We start from the raw sequence: 16,294 nt of genomic DNA, 5'->3' as shown, positions 1-16,294 counted from the left end.
CCTGTCAGCCGCTTTCTATCGTTTTGCTAGCTCTTCCTGCAACAATTTATTCACAACACCAGGATTGGCTTTTCCTTTTGTTGCTTTCATGATTTGACCAACCAAGAAGCCAACAGCTCTATCTTTCCCGTTTTTAAAATCATCGATCGATTGTTGGTTGTTATCCAACACCTCATTAATGATTGGTAATAATTGAGAAGGATCAGATAATTGAACCAACCCTTTTGCTTCAACAACTTCTTTCGCATTGCCGCCATTTTCAATCAATTCCTTGAAGACAGTTTTTGCAATTTTTGAACTGATCGTGCCGTCTGCAATCAATTGAATCATTCCCGCAAGATTTTCAGGTGTTAATTTTGTATCGTTCAATTCCAGCTTTTCACTGTTCATATAAGCAGAAACTTCACCCATCAACCAGTTTGATGCTTGCTTAGCATCTGCACCGGCAGCCAATGTTTCCTCAAAGAAATCAGACATTTCTTTTGTTAGAGTAAGAACCATTGCATCATAATCAGGCAAGCCCAATTCTTTTGTATAGCGTTGACGACGCGAAGCTGGTAGCTCAGGTAAACTCTCGCGTACCTTTTCGATCCAAGCATCATCGATTGCAAAACGAGGAATATCTGGTTCCGGGAAGTAACGGTAATCACTTGACCCTTCCTTCACACGCATCAATAATGTTTTATTCGTCGTTTCATCAAAACGGCGTGTCTCCTGTTGGATTTCTCCACCGGATAACAATACTTTTGCTTGACGTTTCTCTTCAAACGCCAACCCTTTTTTAACAAAGCTCATAGAGTTCAGATTTTTCAGCTCAGCTTTTGTTCCAAATTCTTCCTGCCCATATGGACGCAAAGAAATATTGGCGTCACAACGCATGGAGCCTTCTTCCATTTTCACATCGGAAACTTCTGTAAATAGAATAATTGAACGCAATGCTTCCAAGTATGCATAGGCTTCTTCCGGCGAACGCATATCTGCTTCAGAAACGATTTCGATCAAAGGCGTTCCTTGACGGTTCAAATCAACATAGGAATAGCCGTCGGTACCATGAATATTTTTTCCGGCATCTTCTTCTAGATGAACACGTTCAATACGGATCGTTTTCTTTTCGCCCTCAACTTCGATTTCAATCCAACCATCGTGACCGATTGGCTGATCAAATTGAGAAATTTGGTAAGCTTTCGGATTATCCGGATAGAAATAGTTTTTACGGTCAAAATGTGTATCCTTGGAAATTTGACAGTTTAATGCCAATGCTGCTTTCATACCGAATTCCAAAGCAGTTTTATTCATAACAGGAAGTACCCCAGGGTAACCCCAATCAATCACTTGTGTGTTACTGTTTGGCTCTGCTCCAAAATGAGCGGGCGCCGGTGAAAAGATTTTAGAGTTTGTTTTTAATTCTACATGGACTTCCAGACCGATGACAGTTTCAAAATTCATTAATCATTTCCCCCTAAAATCACTGGTTTTTTTGTATGGAAATCAGTTGCCTGTTCAAAAGCATAGGCTGCTTTGTACATTGTTTGTTCAGCGAATGGTTTCCCGATGATTTGTAATCCTACCGGAAGACCTTCTGAGAATCCTGCTGGAATAGACATCCCCGGCAAGCCTGCCAAGTTCACAGGAATCGTCAGAATATCATTCATATACATCGTGATCGGGTCATTGATGTTTTCACCAATACCATAGGCAACAGTTGGTGCAGATGGGCCAATGATCAAATCATAATCAGCGAAGACTTTTTCAAAGTCACGTCTGATCAACGTACGAACCTGTCCTGCTTTTTTGAAGTGGGCATCATAATAACCGGCACTCAGCGAGAAGGTTCCCAACATGATTCGACGTTTTACTTCCAGTCCAAAGCCTTCTGTACGTGAATTTACATAAACATCTTCCAAGTTTTGAACATCTTCTGAACGGTAGCCATAACGAATACCGTCAAAACGTTGCAGATTAGAGCTAGCCTCCGATGAAGCGATGATGTAGTAGACAGCAACCCCATATTTAGAATGCGGTAGACTAACTTCTTCAATCGTTGCTCCCAGATTTTTGAAGGTATCGACAGCTTTCAGGATCGCTTCACGCACGTCTGGAGCAACTCCTTCGCCTAAATACTCTTTCGGCAAGGCAATCTTCATGCCTTTGATATCTCCTGTCAGCCCTTCCGTGAAATCAGGAACAGATTCACCGGAAGATGTGCCATCTTTTGGATCAAAACCACTAATAGCATTCAATGCCAATGCATTGTCTTTTACGTTTCTTGTCAATGGTCCAATTTGATCCAGACTTGAAGAAAAAGCAATCAAGCCATAGCGAGAAATACGACCATAAGTAGGCTTCATTCCCACGATTCCATTGAAAGAAGCAGGCTGACGAATACTACCGCCCGTGTCACTTCCTAATGAAACCGGAATTTGCCCAGCCGCTACTGCTGCTGCTGAACCTCCTGAAGAACCTCCCGGCACTTTCGTATGATCCCAAGCGTTTTTCGTCTTTTTGAAGTAAGAGTTCTCTGTACTTCCGCCCATCGCAAACTCATCCATGTTCAGCTTACCCACAGGAATCAAGTCTGATTGATAGACCTTATCCATAACCGTAGCATCATAAATTGGATTGAAGTTACTCAAAATTTTAGACGCGGCAGTTGTCAGAATATCTTTTGTAACAATGTTGTCTTTGATTCCGATCGGAATACCTGCTAAAGGATTTGATTCAGTAATTCCTTTTATGTCAATCGCTTTAGCCAAGTCTAAGGCTTTTTCATCATTGATAGTAATAAATGCATCCACATCTTTTTCAGTCTCTTTGATGCGATCAAGCGTTGCTGTTGTCAAATCAACCGCTGTGATTTCCTTTGATACAAGCAAATCGTGCAGCTCAGTCAGTGATTTATCATATAGTTTTTCCATTATGCACCAGCCTCCCCATTGTCAATGATTGCCGGTACTTTAATGTAGCCATCCTGTGACTCAGGTACGTTTTTCATTAACTCATCTCTGTTCATGCCCGGTTCTGCCTGATCTTCTCTCATCACATTGATTGTCTCAACGACGTTCGATGTAAACGGTACACCTTCTGTATCCACTTCTTCAAGAAGCTCGACCATATCGATGATTTTGCCAAGCTGATCTGTAAATCCTGTCAGCTCCTCAGAAGAAAATGACAGCTTTGCCAATTTTGCTACGTGTTTTACTTGTTCTTCACTGATTGCCATAAATACCCTTCTTTCCTCTAAAAATGCGAAAGTCTTCTAAAAGACTGTTTTTTCTATTCTATCATAAAACTATCTAATGATTGAAAAACTCTTGAAAATTTCCTGATTTTACTCTGTCAGGAATGTTAAAAATTGCTTTTGTGTCTAACTGTACTGATTTTAAACAGCTCTGACAACACGTTTCTGTACGCCATTCTCGAAATCAGAAGGAGCTTAGAACAGTCAAAGCCACAGCCCTTTCACGATTCCTTACTAATGACTATCTTCGATTGCTGTGATCATCTGATCTTCTGTCCAAACCGCTACGCCCAGATTTTCGGCCTTCGTTAATTTACTGCCAGCCTCAGCTCCTGCAACAACAATGTCTGTCTTCTTCGACACGCTGCCCGTTACCTTACCACCCAGATTTTCGATTTTTTCTTTGGCTTCTTCTCTAGTATATTTTTCCAGTTTTCCAGTCAGTACAACCGTCTTATCCTTGAATGGTGATTCCACCGCATCCAACTGAGAGGCTCGTAGCCCCTTATAAGCCAGATTGACACCTGCTTTTTCAAATTCAGCCATCAACTCGTGAACTTCTTCGTTTTCAAAATAGGTAACCAAACTGTCTGCAATGATTTCTCCTATCGAATCCAGCGCAACGATTTCTTCTTTCGTTGCTTTTGCAATTGTTCCAAGATCACCGAAATGCTCAGCTAAAACCTTCGCTGCTTTTGATCCTACATGACGAATTCCCAGTCCAAAAATCAATCGTTCCACTGAATTATCTTTACTTGCTGCAATCGCTGTATAGATATTATGTGCCGATTTCTCCTTGATTTTATCCAAAGTCATCAGCTGCTCTTCTGTCAGAAAATATAAATCTGCAACATCGGCAACCAACTCTTTGTCAAACATCTGCTCAAGAACCCGAGGTCCTAATCCATCAATGTTCATCGCATTTCTGGAAACAAAGTGACTTAGCCCTTCTTTGATTTGAGCGGGACATTTTGGATTGATACATCGGAGTGCCACCTCTTCGTCCAAATGAACCAGTTCACTGTCGCACACAGGACAATGCGTAGGTGCCTGAAACTCTTCACTATCTGCCGGTCGCTTGTCAAGCAAGACCTGTGAAACCTCTGGAATAATATCTCCAGCTTTGTAAATGATCACATGATCTCTTAGGCGAATTCCTTTCATGTTAATGAAGTCAACATTGTGGAGACTTGCGCGAGCAACCGTTGTTCCTGCTACTCGTACCGGTGTCATTACAGCAGTCGGTGTCACAACACCCGTTCTGCCGATTGTCCATTCGATATCCTCAATAACTGTTTCTGCTTCCTCCGGTGGAAATTTGTAGGCTATTGCCCAACGAGGTGCTTTGACAGTAAAACCTAACTCATCCTGAGTAGCAAAGTCATTGACCTTGATGACGATTCCGTCAATTTCATAAGGCAGCTGCTCACGTTTCTCGTGATACGCTTCAATATACGCCCAAACTTCATCGATATCCTTACACAGGGTTCTTTCCGGATTTGTCTTCAACCCGATTTCCGCCAGCTCTTCCAACGCATCAAACTGTGTCTGAGCTTGCATTGGACCAAAATCAGCTACGGTATAAAGAAATGTACTTAAATTACGCTTCGCTGTAATACTTGAATCCAATTGACGAAGACTACCCGCTGCGGCATTTCTAGGATTCGCAAAAATATCCTGCCCAGCCTCTTCACGTTCTTTATTCAAATTAACAAACGATTTCTTTGGCATATAACATTCCCCACGAACCTCGATTGAAATGGGGCGCTCCAATTGTAATGGGATCGACTTCACTGTTTTAAGATTCTCTGTAATATTCTCTCCAACAGTACCATCACCTCGTGTTGCCCCTTGAACAAAGACTCCATCCTCATATTTTAATGAAATCGCCAATCCATCGATCTTCAACTCACAACAGTAGCTGACTTGACGCCCAGCAAGTTTCTGCACCCGTTCATCAAACGCATAGATTTCTTCTTTACTAAAGCCATCATTTAAACTGTACATCTGCACATCATGAGTTACCTTATCAAATCCTTCTAGAACCTTTCCACCCACTCTTTGTGTGGGTGAATCAGAAGTGATCAAATCAGGAAATGCCGCTTCAATATCAACTAGTTCCTGATAAAGTTTATCATAAACATAATCCTCTACAGTCGGCGTGTCGTCAACATAGTATTCATGAGCGTATTTTGTAAGATCCGCTCTCAGTTGTTTCACTCTTTCGGTTGCCGCTCCTAATGTCAGTGGTCGATCTTCCATTCTAACAAACCTCCTATGTCCTTATACCTTTTCGATTGGCGCGAACGCTGCCAATAAACGTTTGATTCCTTTTTCCGGAAATGCAATATCCAATTCCAAATCCTTATCACTGCCGCTTACCTTAACGATCATGCCTGTACCCCAAGCTTTATGTTTTACCTTATCTCCTGCTTTCCAGCCTAAAGACTCGCCTCCACTGGCAGTTTTATCTGAAACAGCTTTTTGTGCAGGCTGACTATATGCCGGTTTGAACACTCTTGGTTCCTGTGTTCTTGTTACCGGCTGCTGATTTGGCGTTGCTAACCCTTGAGGCGCCATTAGTTCTTCTTCAATCTCACTTAAAAAACGACTAGGGCGATTGTATTGCGTTTTGCCATACAAGGTTCTTGAGTAAGCATTTGTCATATATAGAACTTCTTCCGCACGGGTAATCCCCACATAAGCCAGACGTCGCTCCTCTTCAAGCTCTTGTTCCTCAAGCATTGCTCGAGAAAGTGGGAAAATCCCTTCTTCCAACCCAATCAAAAAGACCACTGGGAATTCCAAACCCTTAGCCGCATGCAAGGTCATCAAGGTTACTTGGGAAGTACTTTCCTCTAAATCATCAATATCAGAAACCAACGCTAAATCATTTAAGAAAACTGCTAGTTTTTCTTCCGGTGCGTCAGCATCCTCTTCGTCCTGTTTTGCATAGCGTTTATCGAATTCTTGTGTAACAGTCAGAAACTCATCCAAGTTTTCTAAGCGCGTCTGGGATTCCAAATTATTCTGACGAATCAACTCTTCCTTGTAACCACTTCGATCCAGTACCTCTTTGACCAAATCGGTAATCGTCATGTAAGGGACCATCTGTGTCAGCTCTTGAATCATAAGACCAAAGCTGCCCAACTCCTTACCCGCTTTTCCTGAAATATTCGCCAACTCTACGTTTTGAGCAGCTTCTAAAAGAGGCCAGCCATGCATTTCTGCAAACTGTCTAAGCTTTTCAACAGAGGTTTTTCCGATGCCGCGCTTCGGTGCATTCACTACCCGATCAAAGCTAAGAGAATCCATCGGATTTGAAATAATATTCAAATAGCCTAAGATATCTTTAATCTCTTTGCGATCGTAGAACTTATGTCCACCAATCATCGTATACGGAATATTAGATTTCAGCAGCATTTCCTCCATGACACGAGACTGAGCATTCGTTCGGTACAATACCGCAAAATCACCATAAATCCGTTCATTCTCCTGCATCTCCTTTTGGATCTGCTGAACGATAAACTGAGTTTCATCTCGCTCACTGTTCCCACGATAATACACGATCTTCTCACCATCGTTATTCTCAGTCCATAGACTCTTCGCTTTGCGATTACGGTTGTTTTGAATGACATCATTGGCAGCAGATAATATTTTCTTCGTAGAACGATAATTCTGCTCTAACAAAATCACCGAAGCATTTGGATAGTCGGTCTCGAAATCAAGAATATTCTGCATATCTGCCCCACGCCAACCATATATACTTTGATCGGCATCTCCCACAACACACAAATTACGAAAACGTTCTGCCAGCATATTAACCAGCATATACTGTGCATGGTTGGTATCTTGGTATTCATCTACATGAATATAATGAAACTTGTTTTGATAATAAGCCAAGGTATCAGGCTGTTCTTCAAACAATCGGATGGTATTCATTATCAAATCATCAAAATCCATACATTGATTGTTTCTTAATTCTCGCTGATATTTGTCATAGCATTTTGCAGCAACCTCTTCATAAACACTACCTTGCAGCTCTGCCATCTTTTTCGGTGTTTGTAACGCATTTTTCGCGTTACTGATTGTTCCAAGAAGTGTTCGTGGGTCATATTTTTTCGTATCAATATTCAACTCTGCCATTACTCGCTTCATAAGCGTCCGCTGTTCAGAAGCATCAATGATCGTAAAATTCCGATTATAACCGATTTGGTCGACATTACGTCGGAGGATACGCACGCACATGGAGTGGAAAGTAGATATCCAAACATCTTCTCCACCATGCTCAAGCAATCTTGCGACCCGCTCCTTCATTTCTTTTGCTGCTTTATTTGTAAACGTAATTGCTAGTATATTCCACGGATTGACATCCTTCTCTTCAATCAAATAGGCGATCCTATGAGTCAAGACACGTGTCTTCCCACTACCAGCGCCGGCCATTACCAGTAATGGGCCTTCGGTGTGCAGAACAGCTTCTGCCTGTTTAGGATTCATTCCCTGAATCAATGTATGTTTCGGAGCCATGTACAACGTCCTCCCTTAAATTTCAATCTTTACTATTATACCAAATAACCGTCTGAAATTCTTTAAAAACAGTTGCAGCATACCAGAAATTTTCTAACAAAAATCCAAAGAAAAACAGCACACCAGATTACCTATCATCTAGTGAACTGTTCATTAATTTTTGATCATAAAAAGTCATTTACTATTCTGGTAAAACCTCTTCTGATTTTTCAGCTGAAACCTCTGTGATTTCTTCCGATTCAACTTGTTCTTCTAACACAGCTTCTTCACTTTCGTCTTCCTCTTCCAGATCATCTTCTTCCTCTAATTCAGCCGAAGCTTGCTCTGACTGACTGACGAATAATGCTAGGAAAATGAAAATCATTGGAATCCACTGGAATGTACTTAGGTAGTTTTCCATCGTCGCATGAATACAGGTAACAAAAAAAGCCAATAAACATAAAAGTTGGTTTGTAGAATATTTAGATTGACTATACCTGAATGTTAATAGGACAATCCCACCAAATAAAATGAGATAGCCAATAATGCCGTATCTCCATAAAATGTCTAAATAGGCACTATGAGCAGCCAATCCATTTCTTGCAACGCTAAAATGACTTTGTATACCTATCAGTACATTTTTTGTTTCTGCAGTCCAAGAATAGAAGAGTTCCTGCCAAATACCTACTCGACCACTGAAGGACATACCAAATCCATCATTATAAGAGAAAAAATACACGAATACAGGTATAAACAAAAACATCGCAGAAAACAACATAACCCATAGTATTTTATTTTTTACAATATTTTGAATCGCTGCTATGTATCTAAAGCTAGCTCCTATTGCTAAAAACGCTAAGAAGGAAATCATCGGTGTCCATGATTCACACAAATAAAATACTGTGATCCCCATTAAACTAATCAGACCTTCTACTAGTAATGAAAACTCTAAGTTCATTCTGTCAATAAGAATGATTGCTAACATACAAGCAAAAAAGGTTGGTCCCGCGATCAAATTCTTATTGGTCCACAATACTAAATTTCCAATTTCAAACGTGACCATCACCATTTTGATTGCCATAACAGTAACATATCCTCCTGCAAAATAGAGAAGAATCGTTTGAAAAATTTCACCAAAAGAAAATTTACCAACTAAAAAAATAAATACTAAGGAAAGGGGAACTTGCCAATAAAATATCAAATAAGGAAAATTGTTAAAATAGAAAAATGCCGGTATTGCAACCAATACAAGCAAACTCCCTGCAAAAAACCAATCCATTTTTTTGAGAGCTGGTATAGTCAAGACAAACAAGATCAGCAAAGAAATAGGAAGTAGTTTTGACAAAACCGTAAACATCTGATTAGATATCGATCCCAAACCAATCCATGTTATATAAGAACAAACAAATCCAACAAATAAACTAACAAATTTAAATCCCTCAATGTACTTCTCATTACCTTTCATTTCTTACATCCTATCCATAGTTTTTATTCAAATCACTTCTTTAGTTGCACACCACTACTCACTTACCTCGAAAATTTTTTACAGCGATAGTGCTACCATTTATAAAAGCCAACGCTTCAATAACTATACAACTTTAAGCATTTGATTTATTTCTCCTCTCCTAGCTTAACAAATACTTCTTTAATATTCTAGAGAGAATTTCTTTTTTTCGACATAATAATAAAACCTTCCATAGTTAAAATCTCATTTTTTTCGAGACAAAGTATTGTAATCCTTACACTAAATCTCTTTATGAAGTTTTTTGAACGTTTTTGATCGATTTTGGTTGATTAGTCATTCCATCCATGTTACTATACCAATGAAGAGAGGGATGGAAATGCTTACAGAAGAACGTCACCAACGAATAATAGACTTATTGAATCAAGAATCAATTGTGAAATCTCAAGAGCTATCAGATATATTAGGTGCATCTGAATCAACTATACGCAGAGATCTCCAAGAGTTGGAGAAGGCTGGAATGCTAGACCGGGTCCACGGTGGAGCAAAATTAAAATCAGATCTTGGCTCTGAACAATCCATGATCGAAAAATCGATCAAAAACATTCAAGAAAAACAATTATTAGGGAAAGCTGCTGCTAAGATTGTCTGCGATGGTGACGTCATCTATCTAGATGCCGGAACAACTACTTTGGAGATGATCCCTCATCTGGCCGGAAAAGCAGTTACCGCAGTAACTAACTCAGTACATCATGCAGCAAAGCTGATCGACTTGAATATCAATACGATTATCTTAGGTGGGAAATTAAAGCTCTCAACTAAAGCAATCATCGGAACAACAAGTATGGAACAGTTGAGACAATTTCGTTTCAACAAAGTATTTATGGGTATGAATGGTATTCATGCAGAATTCGGTTTGACTACGCCTGATCCAGAAGAAGCTGCTTTGAAAAGATTGGCAATCCAGCATGCTGAACAAGCTTTTATTTTAGCGGATCACAGCAAATTGGGTAAGGTCTCCTTTACAAAAGTGACGGATGTAGAACAAGCAAGTCTTATTATCGATTATTGTCCCAAAGAGCTATTGGACGGATTACAGCAAAAAACGAGTATCAAGGAGGTTGCAAAATGATTTATACAGTGACACTAAATCCATCGATCGATTACATCGTTCACGTGGATAAGCTTGAAATAGGCGGCTTGAATCGAATGAGCTCTGACCTCAAACTACCGGGTGGAAAAGGAATCAATGTTTCCAGAATTTTAAAAAGAATCGGACTCGAATCCACTGCTATGGGTTTCATGGGCGGATTTACGGGAAGCTTCATTACAGAGTGGCTGCATTCAGAAGCAATCACGACCAATTTCACCACCATCAATTCAGATACACGAATCAATATCAAATTGAAAGCAGCTGAAGAAACAGAAATCAATGGTGCCGGTCCAAGCATTCAAGCTGCAGAAATGGCTCAATTGAAAAAACAATTTGATCAATTATCAAAAGAAGATATCGTCATTCTATCAGGCAGCACTCCTGCTTCTTTGCCTAAAGGTTTTTATGCTGAGCTCATTCAATTAATCACAGCCCGTGGTGCACGATTTGTTATTGATACGACTGGCGAAGATCTTAAACAATCCTTGAAAGATCAACCACTACTAGTCAAACCGAATAACCATGAGTTGGCAGAATTATATCAGACCGAATTTCATACAGTAGAGGATATCCTCCCTTATGGAAAAGCCTTGTTGGATGAAGGGGCAACTTACGCAATTGTATCGATGGCAGGAGACGGTGCACTCCTCTTCTCTAATGACGGCATCTTTCGCTCCAATGTGTTGAAACGCTCGCTAAAAAATTCAGTTGGTGCCGGTGACTCAATGATTGCCGGATTTGTTGGGAAATTTTCTGAAACCGGTGACCCAATAGAGGCATTTAAATGGAGTGTTGCTTGTGGTAGTGCTACGGCCTTTTCTGATGATCTTGCCCATGCCGCATTTATTAATGAGTTGTTAAATGAAGTACAAATTACACAATTATAGGAGGAGTTTATATGAATATCAAAGATTTACTTATCAAAGATGTAATGATCATGAACCTACAAGCGACAACAAAGCGAGCAGCAATTGATGAAATGGTTGAGAAAATGTACGCTGGGGGACGAATCACAGATAAAGAGGTATACAAACAGGGGATTTTAGACAGAGAGGCTCAAACCTCTACAGGGCTAGGCGATGGAATCGCAATGCCTCATGCGAAAAACAGCGCTGTAAAAGAAGCAACCGTTCTCTTTGCCAAAAGCAGTCAAGGCGTTGATTATGATGCCTTGGATGGACAACCAACTTTCTTATTCTTTATGATCGCAGCTCCAGAAGGTGCCAATGATACACACTTACAGGCATTGGCCGCTCTTTCCAGACTATTGGTCAATCCGGATTTCGTCGCACAGTTAAAACAAGCGAACTCTCCGGAAGAAGTACAGGAGTTATTTATCACCGCTGAGCAACAAAAGCAATTAGAAGAACAACAAGAACAGCGGGTTCAAAACAATGATTCAAGCAAAAAATTCATCGTAGCTGTTACTGCTTGTCCTACAGGAATTGCGCATACCTATATGGCTGAAGATGCATTGAAAAAAACAGCGAAAGAAATGGGTGTAGCAATTAAAGTAGAAACAAATGGTTCTGAAGGAATTAAGAATCGCCTAACCGCAGAAGATATCGAGAAAGCAGATGGTGTCATCGTTGCGGCAGATAAAAAAGTAGAGATGAATCGCTTTGACGGAAAAGAATTAGTGAACCGTCCGGTTAGCGATGGCATCCGTAAGCCAGCTGAACTGATTGAGCTTGCCTTGAGCGGAGATGCGCCCGTTTTTCATGGCAACGGCACAGAAGCATCAGCTACAGAAGGTAATTCTGCTGAAGGTTCAATTGGTTCACGAATCTACAAGGATTTGATGAACGGTGTTTCTCATATGCTGCCTTTCGTAATTGGTGGCGGGATTGCAATTGCCTTGTCCTTTATGATCGATCAGTTCATGGGTGTCCCTGATACTCAGCTTGCAAGTCTTGGGAACTATAATGAAATGGCCAGCTGGTTTAATCAAATTGGTGGCGCCGCTTTTGGATTTATGCTTCCTGTTCTTGCCGGATTTATCGCTTCAAGTATCGCTGATCGTCCTGGCTTGATTGTTGGTTTTGCTGCTGGTGCCTTAGCAAATACTGGTGGAGCTGGCTTTTTGGGTGCATTGATAGGCGGATTTCTAGCAGGTTATGTCATCATTTTCTTGAAAAAGTTGTTCAAAGGTCTGCCAAAATCGTTGGATGGTATCAAAACAATCTTATTCTATCCTGTTTTTGGTCTTCTGATTACAGGTGGGGCTATGCTATTGATCAATGTTCCAATGAAAATTATCAATGATGGTCTGAATAATTTTCTTCTTGGACTTGATGGAACAAACGCAGCTCTATTAGGTGCTCTACTTGGTGGTATGATGGCCATCGACTTAGGTGGCCCAATCAACAAAGCTGCTTATGTTTTTGGTACAGCCTCCATTGCAACATCGCTTGCCGAAGGTGGCAGTGTGATCATGGCATCCGTAATGGCAGGTGGTATGGTTCCACCTCTGGCAATTTTCATTGCAACCTTGATTTTCAAAAATAAGTTTACACAAGACCAAAAAGATGCTGGATTAACAAACCTTGTTATGGGTCTATCCTTCGTCACAGAAGGCGCTATTCCATTTGCGGCTGCCGATCCGCTTCGCGTGATTCCAGGTTTTGTCGTAGGATCTGCATTAGCTGGTGGATTAGTTGGTGGTATGGGTATTCGTTTATTAGCACCACATGGCGGTGTGTTCGTTGCCCTACTCCTTAGCAACCCTCTGATGTATCTATTGTTCATCTTTATCGGAGCAGTCGTATCCGCTGTAATTGTCGGTATGCTGAAAAAACCAGTTACACAAGTAGCTTAAAATAAAAAAAAGAGAAGCATCACTTATCCTTTACTAGCAGGTAAGTGATGCTTCTCTATTATATGGTTCTATAATATTTTGTGTTGGTGGAAATTCCTAAAGGAAAAACCACCAGCACTTTTTTGAGTGGTCAAACACAAAAAAGGAACAACAAACTGATAAAATGAAATCGACAAAAACCACAAATCATCAGAAAGGTTGTTCCTCTATGGATAAGAATACCAGATTATTGCTTGGACTAACAGATAAACATCTCTCCTTTGGAGAGGATTGGCTTGAATACAGTCATTCAAAAGGTGTTAAGGCTCAGGTCATCAAAGCAACACTTACGTATATACCTACACATTGTAGAAACTGTGGCATTAAAAATCAAGGACAGATCATCAAAAACGGTTACCATCGGACATATACTCAATTACCTGTTTTTAATGGTCGCTTGACATTATTGGAGCTGAAACGTTCACGCTTTCGTTGTCATGAGTGTCACGCTACTTTTCATGCTCAAACAGAGTTAGTTGAAGAGCATCATCATTTATCGAAGCAGCTCTGTCTCCAAATCATGCTTGATTTAAAGAAAAATGTTTCTAGGAAAGAGATTGCCCAAAAACATTTCGTTTCAGACGTGACGGTTCTTCGCTTAATGGAAGAGCTAGCTACTTCTTATTCTCCAAACTGGCGATTTCTTCCAAAAATTTTATGTATTGATGAATTCAAATCAATGAAATCTTGTGAAGGAGCCATGAGTTTTATTTGTGTTAATGGAGAAACCAACAAGATTCTTGAAGTCCTTGAAGACCGACGGTTAACACACTTAACCCGACACTTTATGCGTTACACAAAAGAAGCTCGAGAAAACGTAAAGTACCTGGTCATGGACATGAATGCGAGCTATGATCAATTACTCAAGTCTGTGTTTCCAAATGCCCAACTCGTCACTGACCGATTCCACATTGTCCAACAGATGAATCGAGCGTTAAATCAACTGCGGATAAAGACAATGAATGCCTTTCGGCATTCCTCACCGCTAGAACAGAAGCAATATCGTCGACTCAAACGGTATTGGAAGTTACTCTTAAAAGATTCCTCTGAGCTTGATAGTCAACATCGTCCCTATCATTCACTGTTCAAACGTCCATTAACTCAAACAGATATTGTCGATGAATTACTCAGCTATGATTCAACCTTGCGCATTGCTTACGATACTGTTCAGTTTCTCAAATATGCCTTTACTCATCGAGACGCCAAGCGTTTCTTTGAAGAACTTGATACACTAGATCCCCGACTGCCTTTCTGGTTCAAAAAGAAATTGAGATTCTTCAAGAAGCACAGACAAGGAATTACCAATGCTTTCAGTTTTTCTTTTTCTAATGGCATTACAGAAGGGTTGAACAACAAGATTAAGGTAATCAAACGAGTGGCTTATGGCTACCGCAATTTCTATCATTTTCGTTCACGTATTTACATTGTTCAAGGTCTTGTTTTTTCTCAAGATTAAAAGGGGGCTCACAACCAATATCTCTGCAGCTATAAAGGTAAATCGGGAATTAGTAGCTGTTATCCAAGTACATGTACAGCTACTTTGACTCGATTTAGGAATGGAATTGGCGCTTTTTGCCAAGTCGCTTCCGGCCAGCTGCCCAGATAATTGGCAGAAGTCCTCCTATTTCTAAAAAAGAACTTGAAACAAAACCAGAATGTCTCTGATTTTTATTCCAAGTTCTACGATTTTATTCAGTTTTTTGTCCTACCAACACAAATTGACATAGAACCTATTATATTTCATTCTGCTTCATCCAGCTTTTCCAAATCCTTCATTTCTAAGTGATCCGCATTTACAAAAGCAACCCTCAAATGACTGCTGTCTTTTCTTAAATCAAAATAAACTACAGCCTCTTGTATCGTCAAATTACTGATATTGATATCCCAAAGCTTGTCCTGAAGTTCTTCTAGAGGCAGCTCTGCTAATGCGGCCTTCGGAAGATAAAACCGCAAAACAGCAAGATAGGTGTCATACTTTTCATCGACTACATGAATTTCCAGATACTGGCGAATATAGAATTCATACGCAGCTAATCCTGCATCTATAGCCAATTGAGGATTAATAACCCGATAATTCATCATTTTTTTTCCTTGATGATCAATCCATGGAAAATAGGCCTGAACATTCAAAATGCCCTTGGTTCTATTTTCCGAATATTCCTGACGAATATAGTCACTACTTCTAGTTACAAAGTATGTTGCCTTCTTCTTTTCAATAGGTTGAAATTGTTCATTTTGGTACTGAACCGTTTGAACCATCTCTTCGATAAAGGCAAACTCAATAAGCGGTGGTCGTAAGATTCCTACGCCATTGTTCCATGCCAGTTGATCATAGCCCATCTGTGCTCTGAAAAACTCCTGAAAATGCTTGTTCGCATCCGCCTCCCAGTTCAATGGATCAAGAAAGAGAGAAACCTTGACCATATCATTTTTAAGCTCTTCAATGGTCTGTACTTGCTGTACTTCAAGAAATATTTGTCTTGGAATCACTTGAAAATATAGACTGGAATAATACATCTTCCAACAAGAGGTCAAACACAAGCCTCTGAAAAAAATATCATAGCCTGAAAATTGATTACAGTCTACAATGACCTCTTGATTGTTGTTGTAGCGCTTTGGTAGCCTCTCTAGCTCCTCCATAGTATCAAAATCCCGTTTATCTATTTTTTCGACATTGTGATATAAATATTCATCTAAAGAACGGATATAGCCATATACCCCGCTAACTTCCATCCGTACATCATTATAGTTTTCAATCATTTTTTGATATTTAAAAAAGGTACTACTGTCAATGATATTCCGTTCAACAATAGAGCGACTGGAAATATGTACTTGAAATTCTCCATCAGAAGCATAGACTTTCATCCAAAGGGTATCTTTATCTGTTAGAGACTCAATTACTGCCTTAGTTGTTAAAATATCAAAAGGCAACGTTTCTCCATCATCTATCTTGTAAAACGTTGGCTCAGTAATGATTCGCACAAGACTCAACCAGTCTTTGAGTAATTCGATCGATTCCTCCATTAAGCGAGTATTCAATTGCGACATCATATAAATTTTTCCTGTTTTCTTCATATG

At 40.0% G+C, this 16,294-nt stretch carries 11 protein-coding genes; 4 read left to right on the top strand and 7 right to left on the bottom strand.

Translation table 11 applies throughout. The features are described 5' to 3' along the window. Positions 1-15 precede the first annotated feature (15 nt). The 6 genes from gatB to A5888_RS19065 form a co-directional block, all read right to left on the bottom strand. Positions 16-1,446, bottom strand: a complete 1,431-nt coding sequence (gene gatB, locus A5888_RS19090) for an Asp-tRNA(Asn)/Glu-tRNA(Gln) amidotransferase subunit GatB (protein ID WP_086349038.1) — start codon at positions 1,444-1,446, stop codon at positions 16-18. After that, the gene (gatA, locus tag A5888_RS19085) at positions 1,446-2,915 is read right to left on the bottom strand and encodes an Asp-tRNA(Asn)/Glu-tRNA(Gln) amidotransferase subunit GatA (RefSeq protein ID WP_086349037.1); all 1,470 of its coding nucleotides are present in this window, start codon (positions 2,913-2,915) and stop codon (positions 1,446-1,448) included. Before gatA ends, gatB begins: the two co-directional genes overlap by 1 nt. After that, on the bottom strand, positions 2,915-3,220 hold the full coding sequence (gene gatC / locus A5888_RS19080) for an Asp-tRNA(Asn)/Glu-tRNA(Gln) amidotransferase subunit GatC (RefSeq protein ID WP_086349036.1): 306 nt from the start codon (positions 3,218-3,220) through the stop codon (positions 2,915-2,917). Before gatC ends, gatA begins: the two co-directional genes overlap by 1 nt. Positions 3,221-3,472: 252 nt before the next feature. Then, on the bottom strand, positions 3,473-5,500 hold the full coding sequence (gene ligA, locus A5888_RS19075; RefSeq protein ID WP_086349035.1) for an NAD-dependent DNA ligase LigA: 2,028 nt from the start codon (positions 5,498-5,500) through the stop codon (positions 3,473-3,475). Between the two features lie 21 nt (positions 5,501-5,521). Next, positions 5,522-7,765, bottom strand: a complete 2,244-nt coding sequence (gene pcrA / locus A5888_RS19070; protein ID WP_086349034.1) for a DNA helicase PcrA — start codon at positions 7,763-7,765, stop codon at positions 5,522-5,524. 181 nt (positions 7,766-7,946) lie between these two features. Further along, positions 7,947-9,209, bottom strand: a complete 1,263-nt coding sequence (locus A5888_RS19065; protein WP_339101782.1) for an EpaQ family protein — start codon at positions 9,207-9,209, stop codon at positions 7,947-7,949. Between the two features lie 376 nt (positions 9,210-9,585). Here A5888_RS19065 and A5888_RS19060 point away from each other — a divergent pair, with 376 nt between their 5' ends. The 4 genes from A5888_RS19060 to A5888_RS19045 all read left to right on the top strand — a co-directional run bounded on the left by A5888_RS19060 (position 9,586) and on the right by A5888_RS19045 (position 14,672). Next, positions 9,586-10,338 carry a DeoR/GlpR family DNA-binding transcription regulator gene (locus A5888_RS19060; protein WP_086349032.1) on the top strand — a complete coding sequence of 251 codons (753 nt, stop codon included), beginning with the start codon at positions 9,586-9,588 and terminating at the stop codon, positions 10,336-10,338. Next, entirely contained in the window at positions 10,335-11,246 is a 912-nt protein-coding gene (gene pfkB / locus A5888_RS19055) for a 1-phosphofructokinase (protein ID WP_086349031.1), read from the top strand. The genes A5888_RS19060 and pfkB overlap by 4 nt, the downstream gene beginning before the upstream one ends. Positions 11,247-11,257: 11 nt before the next feature. Beyond that, a complete protein-coding gene (locus tag A5888_RS19050) occupies positions 11,258-13,177 on the top strand; it encodes a PTS fructose transporter subunit IIABC (protein WP_086349030.1) in 1,920 nt (639 codons plus the stop codon). 208 nt (positions 13,178-13,385) lie between these two features. Continuing rightward, a complete protein-coding gene (locus A5888_RS19045) occupies positions 13,386-14,672 on the top strand; it encodes an ISL3 family transposase (protein ID WP_086348158.1) in 1,287 nt (428 codons plus the stop codon). Between the two features lie 284 nt (positions 14,673-14,956). Here A5888_RS19045 and A5888_RS19040 read toward each other — a convergent pair whose 3' ends face one another. After that, positions 14,957-16,291 (bottom strand): hypothetical protein, encoded by a 1,335-nt coding sequence (locus A5888_RS19040; protein ID WP_086349029.1) that lies wholly within the window; start codon positions 16,289-16,291, stop codon positions 14,957-14,959. Between the last annotated feature and the right edge of the window lie 3 nt (positions 16,292-16,294).

The sequence above is a fragment of the Enterococcus sp. 9E7_DIV0242 genome (assembly GCF_002140975.2).
Taxonomy (GTDB): domain Bacteria; phylum Bacillota; class Bacilli; order Lactobacillales; family Enterococcaceae; genus Enterococcus_L; species Enterococcus_L clewellii.
The sequence above is the reverse complement of the archived record's forward strand: the minus strand, read 5'-3'. Positions and strand labels throughout refer to the sequence as shown.

Coding starts and splice junctions, on each gene's coding strand:
- gatB (WP_086349038.1), bottom strand. CDS start 1,446: ATGAATTTTGAAACTGTCATCGGTCTGGAAGTCCATGTAGAATTAAAA.
- gatA (WP_086349037.1), bottom strand. CDS start 2,915: ATGGAAAAACTATATGATAAATCACTGACTGAGCTGCACGATTTGCTT.
- gatC (WP_086349036.1), bottom strand. CDS start 3,220: ATGGCAATCAGTGAAGAACAAGTAAAACACGTAGCAAAATTGGCAAAG.
- ligA (WP_086349035.1), bottom strand. CDS start 5,500: ATGGAAGATCGACCACTGACATTAGGAGCGGCAACCGAAAGAGTGAAA.
- pcrA (WP_086349034.1), bottom strand. CDS start 7,765: ATGGCTCCGAAACATACATTGATTCAGGGAATGAATCCTAAACAGGCA.
- A5888_RS19065 (WP_339101782.1), bottom strand. CDS start 9,209: ATGAAAGGTAATGAGAAGTACATTGAGGGATTTAAATTTGTTAGTTTA.
- A5888_RS19060 (WP_086349032.1), top strand. CDS start 9,586: ATGCTTACAGAAGAACGTCACCAACGAATAATAGACTTATTGAATCAA.
- pfkB (WP_086349031.1), top strand. CDS start 10,335: ATGATTTATACAGTGACACTAAATCCATCGATCGATTACATCGTTCAC.
- A5888_RS19050 (WP_086349030.1), top strand. CDS start 11,258: ATGAATATCAAAGATTTACTTATCAAAGATGTAATGATCATGAACCTA.
- A5888_RS19045 (WP_086348158.1), top strand. CDS start 13,386: ATGGATAAGAATACCAGATTATTGCTTGGACTAACAGATAAACATCTC.
- A5888_RS19040 (WP_086349029.1), bottom strand. CDS start 16,291: ATGAAGAAAACAGGAAAAATTTATATGATGTCGCAATTGAATACTCGC.